Below are 19401 nucleotides of genomic sequence, written 5' to 3' on the forward strand. Positions count from 1 at the left end.
ATGCCCAGGATGGCGATGATGTCCTTCAGTTCCTTGTACTTCTGCAGGGTCTGCTGGACGCGCTGGGCGGTGTCGTAATGCTCGTGGCCGATGACCAGCGGGTCCATCTGGCGGCTGGTCGAGTCCAGCGGATCCACCGCCGGGTAGATACCCAGCGAGGCGATCGAACGCGACAGGGTCACGGTCGAATCCAGGTGGGCGAAGGTGGTCGCCGGCGAGGGGTCGGTCAAGTCATCGGCCGGCACGTAGACGGCCTGGATCGAGGTGATCGAGCCGTTCTTGGTCGAGGTGATGCGCTCCTGCAGGACGCCCATTTCCTCGGCCAGGGTCGGCTGGTAACCCACGGCCGACGGCATGCGGCCCAGCAGTGCCGACACTTCGGTACCGGCCAGGGTGTAGCGGTAGATGTTGTCGACGAACAGCAGCACGTCCTTGCCCTTGCCGTTCTCGTCCTTCTCGTCGCGGAAGTATTCCGCCATGGTCAGGCCGGTCAACGCGACGCGCAGGCGGTTGCCCGGCGGTTCGTTCATCTGGCCGTACACCATCGCGACCTTGTCCAGGACGTTGGAGTCCTTCATCTCGTGGTAGAAGTCGTTGCCCTCACGGGTACGCTCACCCACGCCGGCGAACACGGACAGACCGCTGTGCGCCTTGGCGATGTTGTTGATCAGCTCCATCATGTTGACGGTCTTGCCGACGCCGGCGCCGCCGAACAGGCCGACCTTGCCGCCCTTGGCGAACGGGCACATCAGGTCGATGACCTTGATGCCGGTTTCCAGCAGCTCGGTGGCCGGGGACTGGTCTTCGTACGAGGGGGCTTCGCGATGGATTTCCCAGCTGTCGCTGGCAACCACCGGGCCGGCTTCGTCGATCGGACGGCCCAGCACGTCCATGATGCGGCCCAGGGTGCCGGCACCGACCGGCACCGAGATGGCGCGGTTGGTGTTGGTGGCGACCAGGTTGCGCTTCAGGCCGTCGGTGGAGCCCAGCGCGATGCAACGGACCACGCCGTCGCCGAGCTGCTGCTGCACTTCCAGCGTGATTTCGGTGTTGTCCACCTTCAGTGCGTCATACACCTTCGGCACCGACTCGCGGGGGAATTCCACGTCGACGACGGCGCCGATGATCTGAACGATCTTGCCCTGACTCATTGCTGCATCCTCTAAATTAAATGCGTTTGACTGTGCGCGTCAGACTGCTGCCGCGCCGCCGACGATTTCGGAAATTTCCTGGGTGATCGCTGCCTGGCGGGCCTTGTTGTAGACCAGCTGCAGGGTTCCGATCAGCTTGTTGGCGTTGTCACTGGCCGACTTCATCGCCACCATGCGCGCGGCATGCTCGGAGGCAACGTTTTCCAGCACGGCCTGGTACACCAGCGATTCCACGTAACGCGTCATCACGTGCTCGAGCACGGTGGCGGCGTCGGGTTCGTACAGGTAGTCCCAGTCATGGTGCGCCACCTGCTTCTCGGCCGCCGGCAACGGCAGCAGCTGGTCGAAGCTGGCTTTCTGCACCATCGTGTTGATGAAGCGGTTGTAGACCAGGTACACGCGGTCGACCTTGCCTTCGGTGAAGGCGTCGAGCATGACCTTGATCACGCCGATCAGCTGTTCCAGGTGCGGCACGTCGCCCATGTGGGTGACGCTGCCGACCATGTTGACCTTGACCCGGCGGAAGAAGGTCGACGCCTTCTGGCCGATGGTCACCACGTCGATCTCGGCGCCCTTTTCCTGGTACTGGCGGACTTCGCCCAGCATCTTGCGGAACAGGTTGTTGTTCAGGCCGCCGGCCAGGCCACGGTCGGACGAGATCACGATGTAGCCGACCCGCTTGACCTCGTCACGCTGGACCAGGAACGGATGCTGGTAATCGGTGCTGGCCTGGGCCAGGTGGCCGATCACCTGCTTCATCGCCTGCGCATACGGACGCGAGGTCTTCATGCGATCCTGCGCCTTGCGGATCTTGGAGGCCGACACCATCTCCAGCGCGCGGGTCACCTTGCGGGTGTTCTGCACGCTCTTGATCTTGGTTTTGATTTCGCGACCGCTAGCCATCTCTTATTCCCGTAGAGCGGGGCTCTGCCCCGCTACCTTCAACGGTGAAGCGAGGCCGAAGGCCCCGCCACACATTCGTCTTACCAGCTGCCGGTGGTCTTGAACTCGGCGATGCCCTTCTTGAAGGCCGCTTCGATGTCGTTGTCCCAACCGCCGGTGGCGTTGACCTTGCCAATCAGTTCGCCCTGGGTGTTGGCGAAGTGCGCGTGCAGGCCTTCTTCGAAGGCCAGCAGCTTGTTGACCGGCACGTCATCGAGGTAACCCTCGTTGACGGCGTAGATCGACAGCGCCTGGTTGGCGATCGACATCGGGGCGTACTGCTTCTGCTTCATCAGCTCGGTGACGCGCTGACCGCGCTCGAGCTGCTTGCGGGTGGCTTCGTCCAGGTCCGAGGCGAACTGCGCGAACGCAGCCAGCTCGCGGTACTGGGCCAGCGAGATGCGGATGCCGCCCGACAGCTTCTTGATGATCTTGGTCTGGGCCGCACCACCGACGCGCGACACCGAGATACCGGCGTTCACGGCCGGGCGGATGCCCGAGTTGAACAGGTCGGTTTCCAGGAAGATCTGGCCGTCGGTGATCGAGATCACGTTGGTCGGCACGAACGCCGAGACGTCGCCGGCTTGGGTTTCGATGATCGGCAGGGCGGTCAGCGAACCGGTCTTGCCCTTCACTTCACCCTTGGTGAACTGCTCGACATACTCTTCCGAGACGCGGGCTGCGCGTTCCAGCAGGCGCGAGTGCAGGTAGAACACGTCGCCCGGGTAGGCTTCACGGCCCGGCGGGCGCTTCAGCAGCAGCGAGATCTGGCGGTAGGCCACGGCCTGCTTGGACAGGTCGTCGTACACGATCAGGGCATCCTGGCCGCGGTCCATGAAGTACTCACCCATGGTGCAGCCCGAGTAGGCACTGATGTACTGCATGGCAGCCGATTCGGAGGCGGTGGCGGCCACGACCACGGTGTGGGCCAGGGCGCCGTTCTCTTCCAGCTTGCGCACGATGTTGGCCACGGTCGACGCCTTCTGGCCGATCGCGACGTACACGCACTTGATGCCGGTGTCCTTCTGGTTGATCACCGCATCGATGGCCAGGGCAGTCTTGCCGGTCTGGCGGTCACCGATGACCAGCTCGCGCTGGCCACGGCCGATCGGGATCATCGAGTCGACCGACTTGTAGCCGGTCTGCACCGGCTGGTCGACCGACTTGCGCCAGATCACGCCCGGTGCAACGCGCTCCACCGGCGCGGTCAGCTGGGCGGCGATCGGGCCCTTGCCGTCGATCGGCTCGCCGAGCGCGTTGACCACGCGGCCGAGCATTTCCGGACCAACCGGCACTTCCAGGATGCGACCGGTGGTCTTGGCCACGTCGCCTTCGCGCAGGTGCTCATAGCCACCCAGGACCACGGCGCCGACCGAGTCGCGCTCCAGGTTCAGGGCCAGGGCGAAGGTGTTGTTCGGCAGTTCGATCATTTCGCCCTGCATCACGTCGGCCAGGCCGAAGATGCGCACGATGCCGTCGGACACGCTGGTCACGGTGCCTTCGTTGCGCGATTCCGCGGCCAGCTTGACCTTCTCGATGCGGTTCTTGATCAGTTCGCTGATTTCGGAGGGGTTGAGCGTGGTTGCCATCGTCAAGTCCTAGTGCCGGCGATCACGCCGGACGTTAAATGAATTCAGTTAGCGAGCGCGGTCTGCAGGCGCGACAGCTTGCCCTTGAGCGAGCCATCGATCACCACGTCGCCAGCGTCGATCACCGCACCGCCGATGAGCGACGCATCGATGGCGGTGGTGACCTCGACCTCTCGGCCGAAGCGCTTGCGCAGCGCGGCCTTGATGGCGTCCAGCTCAGCGGAAGACAGCTCGGCGGCCGAGGTCACCGTGGCCTTCACCACGTGTTCGGCTTCAGCGCGGAGCTGGTCGTACATGCCTGCGATTTCCGGCAGCAGCGGCAGACGGTGCGCTTCGGCCAGGATGGCCAGGAAGCGACCGAACGACTCGCCCGCCGTTTCCGGCGCCAGCAGCGCGACGGCATCGTCACGGCCCAGCTCCGGGTTCGACAGCAGGGCCGCCACGCGCGGATCGGCGGCTACGTGGGCGGAAAACGCAAGCGCCTCCGACCACGGCGCGAACGTGCCATCGTCGCGCGCGGTCGCGAACGCGGCGCGGGCATACGGGCGTGCAAGCGTGAGGGCCTGGCTCATCGATCAGATCTCCGAGGCCAGCTCGTCGAGCAGCGCCTTGTGGGCGTTGGCGTCGATTTCGCGCTTGAGCAGCTTTTCGGCACCGGTCACGGCGAGCACGGACACCTGCTTGCGCAGGTCTTCACGGGCACGGTTGGCGGCAGCCTCGATCTCGGCGTGGGCCAGTTCTTTCTGGCGGTTCGCTTCGACGATGGCTTCATTCTTGGCGGCGTCAACGATCTGGTTGGCGCGGGCATGGGCCTGGTCGATGATCTCGTTGGCCTTGGTGCGCGCGTCCTTCAGTGCTTCGTTGACCTTTTCCTGCGCCTGGGCCAGATCCTTCTGGCTGCGGTCGGCAGCGGCGAGGCCTTCAGCGATCTTCTGCTGGCGCTCTTCGATGGCGTTCATCAGCGGCGGCCAGATCTTGGTCGCGATGATCCAGATCAGACCGGCGAACGCCAGTGCCTGGGCAACGAGGGTAAAACCGATTTCCATGGGGTTCGCTCAATCTGGGGTGATGGGGTGGAGGCGCCGCAGGAGCGGCGCATCCGTTCCTTCATCCGCGATCAGGCGCACAAGGCGCCTGATCGTTTCGCTTTCGCTGGATCAGCCAGCAGCCGGCAGACGCGCAACGAATTCAGCGATGGTCGGGTTGGCGAAGGCCAGCAGCAGGCCGACGGCGACCGAGATGATGAACGCGGCGTCGATCAGGCCGGCGGTGATGAACATGCGGACCTGCAGCACCGGGATCAGTTCCGGCTGGCGGGCAGCCGATTCCAGGAACTTACCGGCCATGATGGCCAGACCGAGACCGGCACCCAGCGCGGCCAGGCCGATCATGATGCCGACGGCGAGGACGGTGGAGCTCTGGACTTGGGCGAGGTTGGTCAGGACGGCAAAGTACATGGGTTATCTCCGGAAACTTAAGTAGCTAAGGGTAATGAAACGGATGAAGGGTGAAGCGGAAACTCAGTGAGCGTCTTCCGACAGGCTCAGGTACACGATCGACAGCATCATGAAAATGAAGGCCTGCAGCGGAATCACCAGCAGGTGGAACAGCATCCAGCCAAGGCCGAAGGCACCGCCTGCAATGGCGCCCATGATGCCGGCACTGCCCAGCACCCAGATCAGCAGGAACACGATTTCGCCGCCGAACATGTTGCCGAACAGTCGCATCGCCAGCGAGATCGGCTTGCTCAGCCACTCGACGATGTTGAGGATCAGGTTGAACGGCATCATCCACTTGCCGAACGGCGCGGTCAGGAATTCCTTGGTGAAGCCACCCAGGCCCTTGGCACGCAGCGCGAAGAACAGCATCAGGAAGAACACGCTGATCGACATGCCCAGGGTGGCATTGACGTCGGCGGTGGGGACCGGCTTCCAGTACGGCACGCCCAGCGCTTCCAGCGGCAGGGCGATGAAGTCGGCCGGGATCATCTTGATGAGGTTCATCAGGAGGATCCAGAAGAAGATCGTGATCGCGATCGGGGTCACCAGCTTGCTGGTGCCGTGGTAGGTGTCCTTGGCCTGGCGGTCAACGAACTCCAGGCAGATCTCCACGAACGCCTGCCACTTGCCCGGCACGCCGGCGGTGGCCTTGCGGGTGGCCATCCAGAAGGCAAACACCATCAACAGGCCCATCAGGACCGAAGTCACGATGGTGTCGACGTGAATAGCCCAGAAACCACCTTCCTGCATATGGAACGTCAGGTTGTGCAGGTGATGTTGGATGTAGGAGGTGGGTGTAAGCGCCTCGCCTGCCATGTGTCCGGAACCTTGAGTTAAATAAATGGGATCAGCGCCTGGCCAGAGCCAGGACCTGGAACATAAGCCCGACGGCGATTCCGGCCAGCAGCGCCAGTGCAGGCAGCTTGAAGACCACGAAACCCACCACCAGGACACCGAATACGAGCGCCCACTTTGCCACCACCGCAAGGATCAGCCGCGACATGGCCGAGCCTGCCGCCTGTACCCCGCCCCCCAGCGCCATCCGCGCCGCGACCCAGCCGCCGGCCGACACCGCAATGCCCGAGGCGAGCGCCCCGAGGGCGTACGCCGGACCCGCCAGCAGCAGGAAGGCCAGGGCCAGGACAGCCACTGCAGCCAGCGGGTAGACCGCTGCGCGCAGCATCAGTCGCCGACCCGCGTCAACGGAGTTCAGCACACGTATGTCCTGCATGGTTTGTGGGAAGGATGGCCGAGGCTGAGGGTGCATTGCCTCGTCGAGCCGCCGAATTATAGCAAGGGGACAATTTGCGAGACAACCGCCCCCTGTTCATCCCGGATGGCGCAAGTTGCTGCATTGCCACAGATTTTGCGGGCAGGACGGGGCCGGTCGCGTCAGCCGCCTCGCCTATTCATGTCGCGGCGCAGCAGATTGAACTTTGGCCGGGGTTCGCGGTCCCATGGTACGGCCTGTCCATTCGATCCTCGTCGACGCCCCTGTGCAGGCCAACAGCGAGCGGCCCCGAGCTCTCTCCGGGGCCGCTCTTTTCCGGCCCTCGGGAATGAACGGTACACACTTCCTCCACCATACGTTCACGAATGGTGGACGCGACGCTACGGCACAGTGACGGCACTTCGTCGAATCACTGCAAGGACACCCCCGATGCGTCTGCTTCCCCTGCTTGCCCTGCCGCTGGCCATGGCCGCCCTTACCCACGCCACGTCCGCCAGCGCGGCCGAGGGCGACGACCGCTTCGCCCTGCGCCTTGGCGCGATGAACATCGATTCGGACAACACCATCCGTGGCAACACGACCGTGCTGGGCCAGGATGTCGGCTTCGACGAGGACTTCGGCCTGGGCGGCAAGGAATGGGAGCCGCGCGTGGACGGCCTGTTCCGCATCAGCGACCGCCAGCGCCTGATCTTCAACTACTTCAAGTACGACAAGGACCGCCGCGAAACCCTGGACCAGGGCATCAGCTTCGGCGGCGAAACCGTCCCGGCCGGCAGCTTCGTCAAGGGCGAGCTGAAGTACCAGGTGGCCAGCCTGGTGTATGACTACTCGGTGGTGGACACCGAAACCTTCGACCTGGGCCTGCAGCTGGGCGCCGAGTACGCCAAGGTGAGCACCAAGGCTTACGCCGACCTGGGCACCCTGTACGAGGGTCAGTTCGTTGACGAGAAGGCGGACGGTATTGCACCGGTGGTGGGTGCACGCTTCACCATCACCCCCTCGGAGAAGTGGATGATCACCGCGCAGGGCCAGTACCTCAACACCGACTGGGGCAACTTCGATGACTACGATGGCGACCTGACCCGCGCCAACGTGATCGTGGACTACAAGTTCACCGAGAACTTCGGCCTGTTCGCCGGCTACGACTGGTTCCGTCTGGACGTGGACCAGAGCGGCCGCGATGGCACCATCGGCCTGAAGCAGGAATTCAAGGGCCCGGTGGCCGGTATCAGCGTTTCGTTCTGATCCAGCCGTTGGCTGGTGTGTTACCGCACGAAAAACCCGGCGCAACGCCGGGTTTTTCGTTTGCATCCGCGTCACCACCAACGGTGGTGACCTACCGGGTCATGTGGTCATTTCTTTTTCGGGATGTACAGGTCGGTGATGGTGCCGTCGTAGATCTCCGCAGCCATCGCCACCGATTCGCTCAGCGTCGGGTGGGCGTGGATGGTGTGGCCGATGTCTTCGGCTTCGGCCCCCATCTCGATGGCCAGGCCGATCTCGGCCAGCAGGTCGCCCGCGTGCACGCCGACGATCGCGCCGCCGATGATGCGGTGGGTGGCCTCGTCGAAGATCAGCTTGGTGAAGCCTTCGGTACGCCCGATGCCGATGGCGCGGCCGCTGGCCGCCCACGGGAACTTGGCCACGCCGACCTTCAGGCCCTGCGCCTTGGCTTCGGTTTCGGTCACGCCGACCCAGGCGATTTCCGGGTTGGTGTAGGCCACCGACGGAATCACCCGCGCCACCCACTCCTTCTTCTCCCCCGAGGCCACTTCGGCGGCCAGCTTGCCCTCGTGCGTGGCCTTGTGGGCCAGCATCGGGTTGCCGACGATATCGCCGATGGCAAAGATGTGCGGCACGTTGGTGCGCATCTGGCGGTCCACCGGAATGAAGCCACGCTCGGTGACGCCCACGCCGGCCTTCTCCGCGCCGATCTTCTTCCCGTTCGGCGAACGGCCCACGGCCACCAGCACGCGGTCGAAGGTGCCCTGCTCCAGCCCCGGCTTCTCGCCTTCGGCAGCGGCGTCGAAGGTCACGGTGATCCCCTTCTTGTCCGCAGTCACGCCGGAGGCCTTGGTCTTGAGGTGGACCTCGACGCCCTGCTTCTTCAGGCGGTCGGCCAACGGCTTGACCAGGTCCTTGTCGGCACCCGGCATCAGCTGGTCCATGAACTCCACCACGGTCACCTTGCTGCCCAGCGCGGCGTACACGGTCGCCATTTCCAGGCCGATGATGCCGCCACCGACCACCAGCAGCGAGCCGGGGATGTCGGCCAGTTCCAGTGCGTCGGTGGAATCCATCACGCGCGGGTCGTCCCACGGGAAGTTCGGCAGCTTCACCGCCTGCGAACCGGCGGCGATGATGCACTGCTGGAAGCGCAGCAGCTGGGTCGTGCCGTCGTCGCCGACGATCTCCAGCTCATTGGCCGAGACAAACGTGGCCACGCCCTGCACGGTGCGCACCTTGCGCTGCTTGGCCATGCCGGCCAGGCCCTTGGTCAGCTGGGTAACCACCTTTTCCTTGTAGCCGCGCAGCTTGTCCAGGGTGATCTTCGGCGCGCTGAATTCCACGCCGAAATCGCCCGCGTGGGCCACTTCGTCGATCACCGCGGCAGCGTGCAGCAGCGCCTTGGACGGAATGCAGCCCACGTTGAGGCACACGCCGCCGAGGCTGGCGTAGCGCTCGATCAGCACGGTGTCCACGCCCAGGTCGGCCGAGCGGAACGCGGCGGTGTACCCGCCCGGGCCGGCGCCAAGGACCACCATCTGGCATTCGATGTCGGCCGGCTTGCCGCTGGACAGCGCCGGCTGCGGCGCGGCCGGCTCGGCCGGGGCGCGATGCGACGGGGTCACCGGCGGCTTGCTGGCCGGGGCAGCGGCCTTGGCCGGGGCAGACGCCGGGGCCGCAGCTGCGTCGGCGGCGCCTTCGGCCTCCAACACCACCACCACGGCGCCTTCGGACAGCGTGTCGCCCAGCTTGACCTTGATTTCCTTGACCACGCCGGCCGCCGACGACGGCACTTCCAGCGTGGCCTTGTCCGACTCCAGCGTGACCAGGCCCTGGTCCTTCTTCACCGTGTCACCCACGGCGACCAGCACTTCGATCACCGGGACATCGGTGTAATCGCCGATGTCGGGAACCTTGATTTCAATAGCGGCCATTCGTGTTCTCCTGGTGCTCAGCCGGCCTTGCGACCGAGCAGTTCCTGCAGTTCGTCGAGCGACTCGTCCAGATCCTGCCAGCGACGGTCGAGCTTCTTTTCCTTGGTGTCGCTGGCTTCGATCAGCAGCGCCACCTGTTTCATCATCAGCTTGCCGGCGCCGCACTCCCAGCGCGGGCCGCTGTAGCGTTCGCCGTCCACCTGGAACGACAGCACTTCGCCATCGGTCACCGGGGCCTTGCGGTCGGCCGGGACGCCCGAATCGAGCGCCTGCCGCCAGCTGCGCGCCAGGCGCTGGGCGAGCGCCGCCGGAATGGCGACCTGGTACTGGTCCGGCTCCTGGTCCACGCGCAGTTCAAGACCGCCGCCACGTGCACTGTTGTTCCAGTTGTACACGCGCTTGTCGGCCTGGCTGTAGCGCACGGACCATTCCCCCTCCCGGGTGCCGGGCAGCAACGCCACCGCGGTTTCGACCCCGCCCTTGGGCAGCAGGGTCAGCGCCAGACGGGGCTGGGCCTTGCCATGGAACAGGGTTTCCACGGCCTGGCCGTAGTTGCCCACCGCCGGCGGCCAGCCGTGGCCGAGATCGGTGGTGCACGCGGCATGCGCCGCCGGCGCAGCGGCAAGCACCACAGCGGCGTAGAGCAGGGCCGTGCCCAGCTGCACGAAACGCTGCCGGGCAGCGCCCGGCACTACCGCGCGGGCCAGCCTCACAGCAGCACGCGCCGCATGTCGGCCAGCACCTGCGACAGGTAGGTGGTGAAGCGCGCCGCCAGGGCACCGTCGATGACGCGGTGGTCGTAGCTCAGCGACAGCGGCAGCATCAGCTTCGGGGCGAATTCCTTGCCGTTCCAGACCGGCTGGATCGAGGACTTGGACACGCCCAGGATGGCTACTTCCGGCGCGTTGACGATCGGGGTGAACGCGGTGCCGCCGATGCCGCCCAGCGAGCTGATCGAGAAGCAGCCGCCGCTCATGTCGGCCGGGCCCAGCTTGCCGTCGCGCGCCTTTTTGGCCAGCTCGCCGGTTTCCTGGGCGATCTGCACCACGCCCTTCTTGTCCACGTCGCGGATCACCGGAACGACCAGGCCGTTCGGGGTGTCGGCGGCGAAGCCGATGTTGAAGTACTTCTTCAGCGTCAGGTTCTCACCGGCCGCATCCAGCGATGCGTTGAATTCCGGGAACTGCTTCAGCGCCGCGGCGCTGGCCTTGATCAGGAAGGCGAGCATGGTCAGCTTGATGCCGGCCTTCTCGTTTTCCTTGTTCAGCGCTACGCGCAGGCCTTCCAGGTCGGTGATGTCGGCCTGCTCGAACTGGGTGACGTGCGGGATCATGGCCCAGTTGCGCGCCAGGTTGGCACCGGAGATCTTCTTGATGCGCGACAGCGGCTGGGTCTCGACCTCACCGAACTTGCTGAAGTCCACCTTCGGCCACGGCAGCAGGTTGAGCCCGCCACCGGCGGCGACCGCGCCACCGGCAACGGCAGCGCCGCCGCCGGTCAGTGCCGACTTGACGAACTTCTGCACGTCGGCCTTGGTGATGCGCCCGCCCTTCTCGGTGCCGGTCAGCTGGTTGAGGTCCACGCCCAGCTCGCGGGCGAACACGCGCACCGCCGGGGTGGCATAGGGAACCTTCGACGGCAGCACGCTGTCGGCGTTGAACGGCACCGGCGGGCTGCTCGGGGCACCGGCCGAGGGGGCGCTGGCGATTTCGCGCGCGGCCAGCTTGTCCGGCTGGGCCGGTACGGCGACCGGTTCCACCTTGGTGCCGGTTTCGGCCGCAGCCGGGGCGGCGGCAGCGGCGGCCTGGCTCGGCGCCGGGGCGGCAGCGCCCTCGGCTTCGATGATGGCGACCACCTTGCCCTGCGACAGGGTGTCGCCGACCTTGACCTTGATTTCCTTGACCACGCCAGCGACCGACGACGGCACTTCCATGGTGGCCTTGTCCGACTCCAGCGTGACCAGGCCCTGGTCCTTCTTGACCGTGTCGCCCACGGCGACCAGCACTTCGATCACCGGGATGTCGGTGTAATCGCCGATGTCCGGTACCAGCGCTTCCACCGGGCCACCACCGGCAGCCGGCGCAGCGGCCGGCGCGCTCTGGGTGGCCGGGGCCGGGGCGGCGGCAGCAGCGGCCTTGGCCGGGGCGGCAGCGGGTGCCGGCGCAGCCGCCGGGGCAGGCGCTGCGGCCGCGTCAGCCACTTCGATCAGGGCCACGACCTTGCCCTCGGACAGCGTATCGCCGACCTTGACCTTGATGTCCTTGACCACGCCGGCGACCGAAGACGGCACTTCCATCGTGGCCTTGTCAGACTCGAGCGTGACCAGGCCCTGGTCCTTCTTGACCGTGTCACCCACGGCGACAAGCACCTCGATTACCGGGATATCGCTGTAGTCACCGATATCGGGGACAAGTGCTTCCTTGATTTCGGCCATGGGGATAACTCCGGCAATCTGGTGTAGGGAATCGCCTATTGTGGGGGTATGCGGCTCCAGCGCCAACCAGCTTGGGCAATTTTCAATACGTCTGTCCCGGGACAGCCTGTTGCAGCTGCCACCAGTCGGTACCGTATTGTCCGGTGGTGGTCCCGCTCAGCCCGCCAGGACATCGGCCACCGGCTGCCACGCTGCCTGCAGGCGCGGCAATGGCCAGGCTGCATTGGCCGGACTGGTGGAGGGCAGCGACCACACCGGCAGCGACGCCGCGCGGGTGTCCAGCCGCGGGAGGACGAACCGCACGAAGGCGGCGTGCGCCGTGCCGCCGTTGCAGGCCACGGCCTGGAGGTTCGGCAGCCGCGCGATCAGCGCCGGCACTGCATTCGGCACCTCGCTGCCGCGCACGATCGCCGTGTCCAGGCTGCCGCGGCGGTCGCAGGCACCGATCACGTCCCACAGGCCCACGCCCGCCCGCTGAAGTGCACGCACGCGCGCGGCGTAGGGCAGGCCTGCATCCATGCCGGCAAGTGCCGCCATCAACGGCCAGAAGCGATTGCGCGGGTGCGCGTAGTACTGCGCGGCCTGGAGCGATGCCACGCCCGGCATCGAGCCCAGTACCAGCACGCGGCACGTCGCGTTTACCTGCGCAGGCAGGCCGATGCAATGCACGGCGTTCGTCACGCTCTCTCCAGATGCATGAATGTCGTGGCGTGCATGATCGCGCGGCGCGGCAATGGTTTCGCGCTGCAGGCTGAACAGAACAAACTAAAATTTAACGTGCGTCGGATTCGATTCATGTTGCGGGGACTACGTTTGCCTCGCCCCGCTGCAAAGGGGGCCCAGAACAAAAAAATACCTGAGGAGATTCCCCCATGCGCTCCATCCGCACCCTGACCCTGGCTACCCTGACTGCCCTTGCCTTCGCGCCTGCCGCCTTCGCGCAGGACAGCACCACCGATACCGCGTCGGGCAAGCATTTCGCCGTTGTCGGCGGCGTTGCGCTGCTGCAGCCGAAGAACGATCCGCTGGAAGGCATCGACAAGGTCGATGGCGGCCCGGCGCCGACGCTCAGCTTCAGCTACTACATCAACGACAACTGGGCCGTGGAACTGTGGGGCGCAGCCGACAAGTTCGACCACCGCGTGCGCGGCGCCAACAACGCCAAGCTGGGTACGGTTGAACAGCAGCCGATCGCGCTGAGCGGCCAGTACCACTTCGGCCAGGCCGACAACGTGTTCCGTCCGTTCGTCGGCGTGGGTTACTACGAATCGAACTTCAGCAACGAGAAGCTGGCCAGCGACGTCGGCCACATCGGGCTGGAAACCGCCAAGGGCGCCATCGGCACCGTCGGCGTGGACATGAACATCAACAGCACCTGGTTCGCCCGTGCCGATGCGCGCTACATGCACTCGCGCCCGGAGCTGACCGTCAACGGCAATGGCACCGGCGACGAGGCCAAGCTGGACCCGTGGACCGTGGGCTTCGGTATCGGTGCGCGCTTCTAAGCAGCCGAGGCAAGACCCCTGCACCTGCAATGGGCCCCCTTCCGGGGGCCCATTGTCGTTTCCGACCAAGGCATTTTCATTTGGCCTTGCCGCTGGCCTGTTGATACTCCGGGCGGATGCAAGGGGAACGGACGATGGACGACATCCGGGATGTCCTGGTCGTGGGCGGCGGTATCAACGGCGTGGCCATCGCACGCGATGCGGCGGGTCGCGGCTGGTCGGTGACCCTGTGCGAACAGGATGACCTGGCCGCACATACCTCCAGCGCCAGTACCAAGCTGATCCACGGTGGACTGCGCTACCTGCAGTTCGGCCACATCACGCTGGTGCGCAAGGCCCTGCGCGAGCGCAGCGTGCTGCAGCGGCTGGCCCCGCACCTGGTCACCCCCACCCCCTTCCTGCTGCCGCACGCGCGGCATCTGCGTCCGGCCTGGATGCTGCGCGCCGGCCTGTGGCTGTACGACCATCTGGCCGACGCCGGCCCCGCCTTTCCACGCGCCCGTCGGGTCGACCTGCGCAGGGACCCGCGCGGTGCGGCGCTGCAGCCGCGTTTCCGCACCGCCTTCACTTACAGCGACGCGCGCGTGGACGACGCGCGGCTGGTGATCGCCACGGCGATGGATGCACGCGAGCGTGGCGCCGATGTCCGGGTGCGTACCCGCTGCGAACAGTTGATCCGTCACCGCGACCACTGGCTGGCAGTGCTGCGCCAGTCCGACGGCACGGTGCAGCGCATGCGCGTGCGGGCCGTGGTCAACGCCACCGGTCCGTGGGCGGGCAACCTGCTGGAGCGTGCCGGCATGGACGTGCCGATTGGACTGCGCCTGGTCCAGGGCAGCCACATCGTGGTGCCTCGCCTGTACGCGCACGACAGCGCCTACCTGCTGCAGCAGCCGGATCAACGCGTGGTGTTCGTGATCCCGTTCGAACAGGACTACAGCCTGATCGGCACCACCGATATCGACTACGACGGCGACCCGGCCCAGGTGCACGCTGCGCCTGCCGAGGTGGCGTACCTGTGCACGGCCGTCAGTGCGTGGCTGCGACACCCGGTGCGGCCCGAGCACGTGGTGTGGCAGTACAGCGGTGTGCGCCCGCTGCTGGCCGATCATCACCTGGACGCGGCCAAGGTCAGCCGCGACTACCGACTGCATCTTGACCAGCAGCAGGCCCTGATGCTGAGCGTGCTGGGCGGCAAGCTGACCACCTGCCGCACCCTGGCCGAGGAGGCAGTGAACCAGCTGGCCACGGCGCTGGGGCGCAACACGCCGGCCTGGACCGCCGAAGGCCCGCCCGTGACGGGTGGTGATGGCGGCAACGCGGACGCGCTGCTGCCTGCGTTGCAGGCGCGCTACCCGCAGTTGCCCGGGTCGCTGCTGCACGACCTGGCCCGGCGGCACGGCACGCGCGTGCCCGCGGTGCTTGGCGACGCGCGGACGGTCGACGACCTGGGCACGCCTTTCGGCGCAGGGCTGCATGCACGCGAAGTCGACTACATGGTGGCGCACGAATGGGCCTCGCAGGCGGAGGATGTGCTGTGGCGGCGCTCGCATGCCGGCCTGCGCCTGGACGCGACGCAGCAGGCGGCGCTGGCGGCATACCTGGGTGCCACCGTGGCGGAGGCCCGGATGCCGGCGGCGCATCCGTAGCGCCGACCGCTGCGCGGCCCGTCGGGTATCCTCCGGGGGTCACGGCCCAGGGTGTCTGCATGGAAAAGACTTTCGTACTCGCCATCGACCAGGGCACCACCAGTTCGCGCGCGATGCTGTTCGACCGCGCCGGGCGCGTGGCCGGCATGGCCCAGCGCGAGTTCACCCAGCTGTTCCCGCAGCCGGGCTGGGTCGAACACGATCCTCGGGAGATCCTGACCAGCGTCTACACCACACTCACCGAGCTGCTCAATCGCGAGCAGGTCGACCCGCGCCAGATCGCTGCGATCGGCATCACCAACCAGCGCGAAACGACGGTGGTGTGGGACAAGGCCACCGGCCAACCGATCCACAACGCGGTGGTCTGGCAGTCGCGACAGAGCCACGCCATCTGCGAACGGCTCAAGGCCGAGGGTCACGAGCCGTTGATCCGTGAACGCACCGGCCTGCTGGTGGACGCCTACTTTTCGGCAACCAAGATCCGCTGGATTCTCGATCACGTGGACGGCGCGCAGGCACGTGCCGAACTTGGCGAACTGCTGTTTGGCACCATCGACAGCTGGCTGGTATGGAACCTCACCGGCGGCGCGGCGCACGTTACCGATTACAGCAACGCCGCACGCACGCTGCTGTTCAACATCCATACGCTTGCGTGGGACGACGACCTGCTGGCGCTGCTGGACATCCCGCGCGCGATGCTTCCCGAGGTGCGCAACTCCAGCGAGATATACGGCAGCACCCGCGCACAGTTCTTCTTCGACCAGCATATTCCCATCGCCGGGATCGCCGGCGACCAGCAGGCGGCGCTGTTCGGCCAGGCCTGCTTCGCACCGGGCATGGTCAAGAACACCTATGGCACCGGCTGCTTCATGCTGATGCATACCGGCACGCGCGCGGTGGCGTCCAGCCACGGTCTGCTCACCACGATTGCCTGGGGCATCGACGGGCAGGTGGAGTACGCGCTGGAGGGTTCGATCTTCGTGGCCGGTTCGGTGGTGCAGTGGCTGCGCGATGGCCTGCGCATGTTCGGCAAGTCCAGCGACTGCCAGGCGTATGCCGAACGGGCACCGGACAACGGCGGGGTGTACATGGTGCCGGCGTTCGTCGGCCTGGGGGCGCCCTACTGGCGCAGCGACGTGCGCGGCGCGGTATTCGGGCTGAGTCGTGGCACCAGCAAGGAACACTTCATCCGCGCCGCGGTGGAGTCGATGGCCTACCAGACCCGTGACGTGCTGGCGGCGATGCAGGCCGATGCCGGCATCGCACTGAGCGAACTGCGCGCCGATGGCGGCGCGATCGCCAACGACTTCATGGCCCAGTTCCAGAGCGACCTGCTCGGCGTGCCGGTGCTGCGCCCGCAGGTGGGCGAAACCACCGCGCTGGGCGCGGCCTACCTGGCCGGGCTGGCTACCGGGTTCTGGGCCAGCCGGGCGGAGATCGCCGAACAGTGGGCGGTGGATCGCCGCTTCGTACCGCAGATGGCGGTGGAACAACGCGAGGCGTTGTACGCCGGTTGGCAACAGGCGGTCGAGGCGACGATGGGGTTCCGGGTCGCTTGAAGCGTACCGACCAACGGTCGGTACCTACCAGAGGTGGTAGGAGCCGACCGTTGGTCGGCTCGCACGCGATGCCAATCAGAACGCCGGCAGGACGGCGCCCTTGTATTTCCCGGCGATGAAGGCTTTGACTTCCGGGCTGGTCAGCGCCTTGGCCAGCTGCTGCACGCGCGGGTCGTCCTTGTTGTCCGGGCGCGCCACCAGGAAGTTCACGTACGGCGAATCCTTGCTTTCAATCGCCAGCGCGTCCTGGGTCGGGTTGAGGCCGGCGTCGAGCGCGTAGTTGGTGTTGATCAGGGCCAGGTCGACCTGGTCGAGCACGCGCGGCAACATGGCCGAGTCGAGTTCGCGGAACTTGAGCTGCTTCGGATTGGCAGTGATGTCGCGCTGGGTGGCCAGTGCGTTGCTGGGGTCCTTCAGCGTGATCACGCCGGCCTTGTGCAGCAGGATCAGCGCGCGGCTGTTGTTGCTTGGATCGTTCGGGATCACCACGTCGGCGCCGGTGGGCAGTTCTTCAAGCGTCTTGAAACGGCGCGAGTAGGCACCGAACGGCTCGATATGCACGCCGATGACCTTGGTCAGGTCGGTCTTGCGGTCGCGGTTGTAGGCGTCCAGATAGGGCTCGGTCTGGAAGTAGTTCACGTCCACCTGCTTCTGCACCAGCTGGTCGTTGGGCTGGACGTAGTCGTTGAACACCTTCACGTCCAACTCCAGCCCTTCCTTCTGCAGGATCGGCTTGACCACGGCCAGGATCTCGGCATGCGGCACGGCGGTGGCGGCGACCACCAGTTTGCTGGAGTCGGCAGCAGGCTTGCCGCAGGCGGCCAGGGCCAGCGAGGCGGCCAGCAGCGGGAGCAACAGGTACTTTTTCATGGGGGGCGGAATCCGGGGGGCTGCGTCAGCGTTCAACCATACCGCAAGGCCCGGCACCGCGGGTATCCCGACCCCGCGCGGCGCCGGCCGGGCGCGGGGTCAGGCGTAGTTGGTCAGCGCCAGCTCCAGCAGCGACTTGGCCTGCTCGCGCAGCATGGCCGGCTCGATGATCTCCGCGTCCGAACCATAGTGCAGGACGTCCATCAGCAATTCGCGCGAGACGCTGTAGGGCACCTTGAGCTCATAGCGGCCGTCGGCCAGGAACCGCCCCTGCTGTCTGGAATGCCAATGCTCGTCCGCCACCCAACGTGCGGCCTTGGCGCTGAACACGATGGTCGCCCAGCCCTTGGGCGGGCCGGAGAAAATTCCGTAGCTCGCCCCCAGCTGCTCGTCCAGCTCGCTGTCGTCCACATCGCGCGCGACGGTGTCGATCACCCTGGCCTTGTAGATGCGGTCCACGGCAAAACTGCGCAGGCCTTCGCGACCGTGGTCCCAGGCGTCCAGGTACCAGTTGTCGCGGTAGTGGGTCATGCGCTGCGGGGAAACCGTGCGCTTGGTCGCCTCATCGGTGGAACGGGCGCGGTACTCGAAGGCCAGCTGCTTGCGCTCCAGCACCGCCGAGGCCACCGCGCGGAAACTGGCCTCGTCGAACTTGCGGCCACGGTGCGGAATGACCCGCACGCGGTCCACCGGCCAGCTGGAGACACCGGCCTGTGCCGCCAGCAGGCCCTCGATGCGCTGTTGCAGCGGCGCCAGCACCGAGGACAGCACGCCGCCCCCGGTACGCGCCAGCAGGTGCTGGGAGGCCAGCAGCGCATGCAGCTCTTCGGAGCTGAGCCACAGCCCGGGCAGCTCGAAGCGGGCGCTTTCGTCATCCTGGTAGCGGAAGCCAGCCTCGCCATCGCCCTCTACCGGGGCCATCAGCGCGTCGCGCAGGAAAGCCAGGTCGCGGTAGACGGTGGCGCGGGAACAGGCCAGCTTTTCCTGCAGGGTCGCCACCGTGACCGGATAGCGGGCGGACTTCAGCAGACGATGCAGGGCGTTGATACGTTCATATCGGTCCATGACCCGATTATGTCCGAGTCGCCGCCGTTGTGGCGGCCCGGACCCGAACTTCGGCTATCGTGAAGCCCCTGCCCACCCCCGCCGCTCCTGCCATGCGCCTGCTGATTGCCGTTGCCGTGCTGTCCCTGCTGCTTTCCGCCTGCGGGCGCGCGCCAGCACCCGCCTCCCCGGCTGCGGGCCCGGCGTCGACGGTGCCGGCCGCCGCCGATGCGGCCCAGGCGGTGTTGGCGGCCAGCCAGCGCTTCGGCCAGCTGCAGAGTTTCCACGCCACGCTGCGCATGGACGGGCCACGCACGCTGGAGGCGGCGTTGGACTTCGTGGCGCCGGACCGTTACCGGCTGCAGACCGGCGAGGGTACCCAGACCATCATCGGCGACACGTTCTTCCTGCAGCGCCGTGGCGAGGTCCGCCAGGTCCCGGTGCCGCCGGGAATGCTGGCGCAGTGGCGCAGCCCGTTGCCGGCCGATGCGGTGGCCGCCGACCTCAACGTCGAGGATCTGGGCGAGGATCCCATCGCAGGCCTCCCGGCGCGGCGCTACCGCGTGCACCATGCCACGGCAGCGCCCGACGGGCTGCTGTACTGGATCGGCGCGCAGGGCCTGCCGCTGCGTATCCAACGTCGCGGCCAGACCCAGGGACAGGCGTTCACCGCGACCGTGGAGTACAGCCGCTTCAACGACCCCACGCTGCAGATCGCGCTGCCCTGAACAGGGAAAAGACCAAACCTCTCCTAAAGCACGGGCGCA

The 19401-nt window shown here is 66.4% G+C and carries 19 protein-coding genes; 5 read left to right on the plus strand and 14 right to left on the minus strand.

Features of this window, described 5'->3' with window-relative positions; all coding sequences use genetic code 11:
- The 8 genes from atpD to ACIGII_RS06495 form a co-directional block, all read right to left on the minus strand.
- Nucleotides 1-1151 (minus strand): F0F1 ATP synthase subunit beta (atpD, locus tag ACIGII_RS06460; RefSeq protein ID WP_399657468.1); only part of this gene is annotated, 1151 nt, incomplete at its 3' end.
- Between the two features lie 39 nt (nt 1152-1190).
- Nucleotides 1191-2054 (minus strand): F0F1 ATP synthase subunit gamma, encoded by an 864-nt coding sequence (gene atpG, locus ACIGII_RS06465; protein WP_102945926.1) that lies wholly within the window; start codon nt 2052-2054, stop codon nt 1191-1193.
- Between the two features lie 80 nt (nt 2055-2134).
- The gene (gene atpA / locus ACIGII_RS06470) at nt 2135-3682 is read right to left on the minus strand and encodes a F0F1 ATP synthase subunit alpha (protein WP_399657471.1); all 1548 of its coding nucleotides are present in this window, start codon (nt 3680-3682) and stop codon (nt 2135-2137) included.
- Nucleotides 3683-3726: 44 nt separating this feature from the next.
- Nucleotides 3727-4254: a F0F1 ATP synthase subunit delta gene (locus ACIGII_RS06475; protein ID WP_399635800.1), complete on the minus strand. Its 528-nt coding sequence runs from the start codon at nt 4252-4254 to the stop codon at nt 3727-3729.
- Between the two features lie 3 nt (nt 4255-4257).
- Nucleotides 4258-4728, minus strand: a complete 471-nt coding sequence (locus ACIGII_RS06480; protein WP_070208722.1) for a F0F1 ATP synthase subunit B — start codon at nt 4726-4728, stop codon at nt 4258-4260.
- Between the two features lie 111 nt (nt 4729-4839).
- The gene (gene atpE, locus ACIGII_RS06485; protein WP_145479115.1) at nt 4840-5139 is read right to left on the minus strand and encodes a F0F1 ATP synthase subunit C; all 300 of its coding nucleotides are present in this window, start codon (nt 5137-5139) and stop codon (nt 4840-4842) included.
- Nucleotides 5140-5202: 63 nt separating this feature from the next.
- Nucleotides 5203-5997, minus strand: coding sequence for a F0F1 ATP synthase subunit A (atpB, locus tag ACIGII_RS06490; protein ID WP_399635802.1), 795 nt, complete (start codon nt 5995-5997; stop codon nt 5203-5205).
- Nucleotides 5998-6028: 31 nt separating this feature from the next.
- Complete coding sequence (locus ACIGII_RS06495; RefSeq protein WP_399635805.1) at nt 6029-6397, minus strand: hypothetical protein; 369 nt, start codon at nt 6395-6397, stop codon at nt 6029-6031.
- A gap of 444 nt (nt 6398-6841) precedes the next feature.
- Here ACIGII_RS06495 and ACIGII_RS06500 point away from each other — a divergent pair, with 444 nt between their 5' ends.
- Entirely contained in the window at nt 6842-7657 is an 816-nt protein-coding gene (locus ACIGII_RS06500) for a hypothetical protein (RefSeq protein ID WP_399635807.1), read from the plus strand.
- A gap of 107 nt (nt 7658-7764) precedes the next feature.
- Here the strand turns inward: ACIGII_RS06500 and lpdA are convergent, their stop codons facing one another.
- The 4 genes from lpdA to ACIGII_RS06520 form a co-directional block, all read right to left on the minus strand.
- On the minus strand, nt 7765-9573 hold the full coding sequence (gene lpdA / locus ACIGII_RS06505) for a dihydrolipoyl dehydrogenase (RefSeq protein ID WP_399635810.1): 1809 nt from the start codon (nt 9571-9573) through the stop codon (nt 7765-7767).
- 17 nt (nt 9574-9590) lie between these two features.
- A complete protein-coding gene (locus tag ACIGII_RS06510; protein ID WP_399636364.1) occupies nt 9591-10232 on the minus strand; it encodes a hypothetical protein in 642 nt (213 codons plus the stop codon).
- A gap of 50 nt (nt 10233-10282) precedes the next feature.
- Nucleotides 10283-12007, minus strand: coding sequence for a dihydrolipoyllysine-residue acetyltransferase (gene aceF / locus ACIGII_RS06515; RefSeq protein ID WP_399635812.1), 1725 nt, complete (start codon nt 12005-12007; stop codon nt 10283-10285).
- A gap of 156 nt (nt 12008-12163) precedes the next feature.
- A complete protein-coding gene (locus tag ACIGII_RS06520; RefSeq protein ID WP_399635814.1) occupies nt 12164-12688 on the minus strand; it encodes a DNA-deoxyinosine glycosylase in 525 nt (174 codons plus the stop codon).
- Between the two features lie 191 nt (nt 12689-12879).
- On the opposite strand from ACIGII_RS06520, the gene ACIGII_RS06525 reads away from it, so the two are divergent.
- The 3 genes from ACIGII_RS06525 to glpK all read left to right on the plus strand — a co-directional run bounded on the left by ACIGII_RS06525 (nt 12880) and on the right by glpK (nt 16720).
- The gene (locus ACIGII_RS06525; protein WP_315387879.1) at nt 12880-13512 is read left to right on the plus strand and encodes an OmpW family outer membrane protein; all 633 of its coding nucleotides are present in this window, start codon (nt 12880-12882) and stop codon (nt 13510-13512) included.
- 134 nt (nt 13513-13646) lie between these two features.
- On the plus strand, nt 13647-15161 hold the full coding sequence (gene glpD / locus ACIGII_RS06530; RefSeq protein WP_399635817.1) for a glycerol-3-phosphate dehydrogenase: 1515 nt from the start codon (nt 13647-13649) through the stop codon (nt 15159-15161).
- Nucleotides 15162-15220: 59 nt separating this feature from the next.
- Nucleotides 15221-16720, plus strand: coding sequence for a glycerol kinase GlpK (gene glpK / locus ACIGII_RS06535; protein ID WP_399635819.1), 1500 nt, complete (start codon nt 15221-15223; stop codon nt 16718-16720).
- 75 nt (nt 16721-16795) lie between these two features.
- On the opposite strand, the gene ACIGII_RS06540 is transcribed toward glpK, so the two are convergent.
- Both ACIGII_RS06540 and ACIGII_RS06545 read right to left on the minus strand, forming a co-directional pair.
- Nucleotides 16796-17590: a MetQ/NlpA family ABC transporter substrate-binding protein gene (locus tag ACIGII_RS06540; protein ID WP_399635821.1), complete on the minus strand. Its 795-nt coding sequence runs from the start codon at nt 17588-17590 to the stop codon at nt 16796-16798.
- 99 nt (nt 17591-17689) lie between these two features.
- On the minus strand, nt 17690-18655 hold the full coding sequence (locus ACIGII_RS06545; protein WP_399635823.1) for a helix-turn-helix transcriptional regulator: 966 nt from the start codon (nt 18653-18655) through the stop codon (nt 17690-17692).
- Nucleotides 18656-18714: 59 nt separating this feature from the next.
- Between ACIGII_RS06545 and ACIGII_RS06550 the strand changes: the two genes are divergently transcribed.
- Nucleotides 18715-19362, plus strand: coding sequence for a hypothetical protein (locus ACIGII_RS06550; protein ID WP_399635825.1), 648 nt, complete (start codon nt 18715-18717; stop codon nt 19360-19362).
- Nucleotides 19363-19401: the final 39 nt, after the last annotated feature.

Origin of the sequence: Stenotrophomonas sp. NPDC077420, from assembly GCF_044543385.1 — a bacterium.
GTDB lineage: Bacteria > Pseudomonadota > Gammaproteobacteria > Xanthomonadales > Xanthomonadaceae > Stenotrophomonas.

Excerpts from the sequence above, each read along its gene's own strand:
- atpG (WP_102945926.1), bottom strand. The coding sequence starts at position 2,054 with ATGGCTAGCGGTCGCGAAATCAAAACCAAGATCAAGAGCGTGCAGAAC.
- atpA (WP_399657471.1), bottom strand. The coding sequence starts at position 3,682 with ATGGCAACCACGCTCAACCCCTCCGAAATCAGCGAACTGATCAAGAAC.
- ACIGII_RS06475 (WP_399635800.1), bottom strand. The coding sequence starts at position 4,254 with ATGAGCCAGGCCCTCACGCTTGCACGCCCGTATGCCCGCGCCGCGTTC.
- ACIGII_RS06480 (WP_070208722.1), bottom strand. The coding sequence starts at position 4,728 with ATGGAAATCGGTTTTACCCTCGTTGCCCAGGCACTGGCGTTCGCCGGT.
- atpE (WP_145479115.1), bottom strand. The coding sequence starts at position 5,139 with ATGTACTTTGCCGTCCTGACCAACCTCGCCCAAGTCCAGAGCTCCACC.
- atpB (WP_399635802.1), bottom strand. The coding sequence starts at position 5,997 with ATGGCAGGCGAGGCGCTTACACCCACCTCCTACATCCAACATCACCTG.
- ACIGII_RS06500 (WP_399635807.1), top strand. The coding sequence starts at position 6,842 with ATGCGTCTGCTTCCCCTGCTTGCCCTGCCGCTGGCCATGGCCGCCCTT.
- lpdA (WP_399635810.1), bottom strand. The coding sequence starts at position 9,573 with ATGGCCGCTATTGAAATCAAGGTTCCCGACATCGGCGATTACACCGAT.
- aceF (WP_399635812.1), bottom strand. The coding sequence starts at position 12,007 with ATGGCCGAAATCAAGGAAGCACTTGTCCCCGATATCGGTGACTACAGC.
- ACIGII_RS06525 (WP_315387879.1), top strand. The coding sequence starts at position 12,880 with ATGCGCTCCATCCGCACCCTGACCCTGGCTACCCTGACTGCCCTTGCC.
- glpD (WP_399635817.1), top strand. The coding sequence starts at position 13,647 with ATGGACGACATCCGGGATGTCCTGGTCGTGGGCGGCGGTATCAACGGC.
- glpK (WP_399635819.1), top strand. The coding sequence starts at position 15,221 with ATGGAAAAGACTTTCGTACTCGCCATCGACCAGGGCACCACCAGTTCG.
- ACIGII_RS06540 (WP_399635821.1), bottom strand. The coding sequence starts at position 17,590 with ATGAAAAAGTACCTGTTGCTCCCGCTGCTGGCCGCCTCGCTGGCCCTG.
- ACIGII_RS06545 (WP_399635823.1), bottom strand. The coding sequence starts at position 18,655 with ATGGACCGATATGAACGTATCAACGCCCTGCATCGTCTGCTGAAGTCC.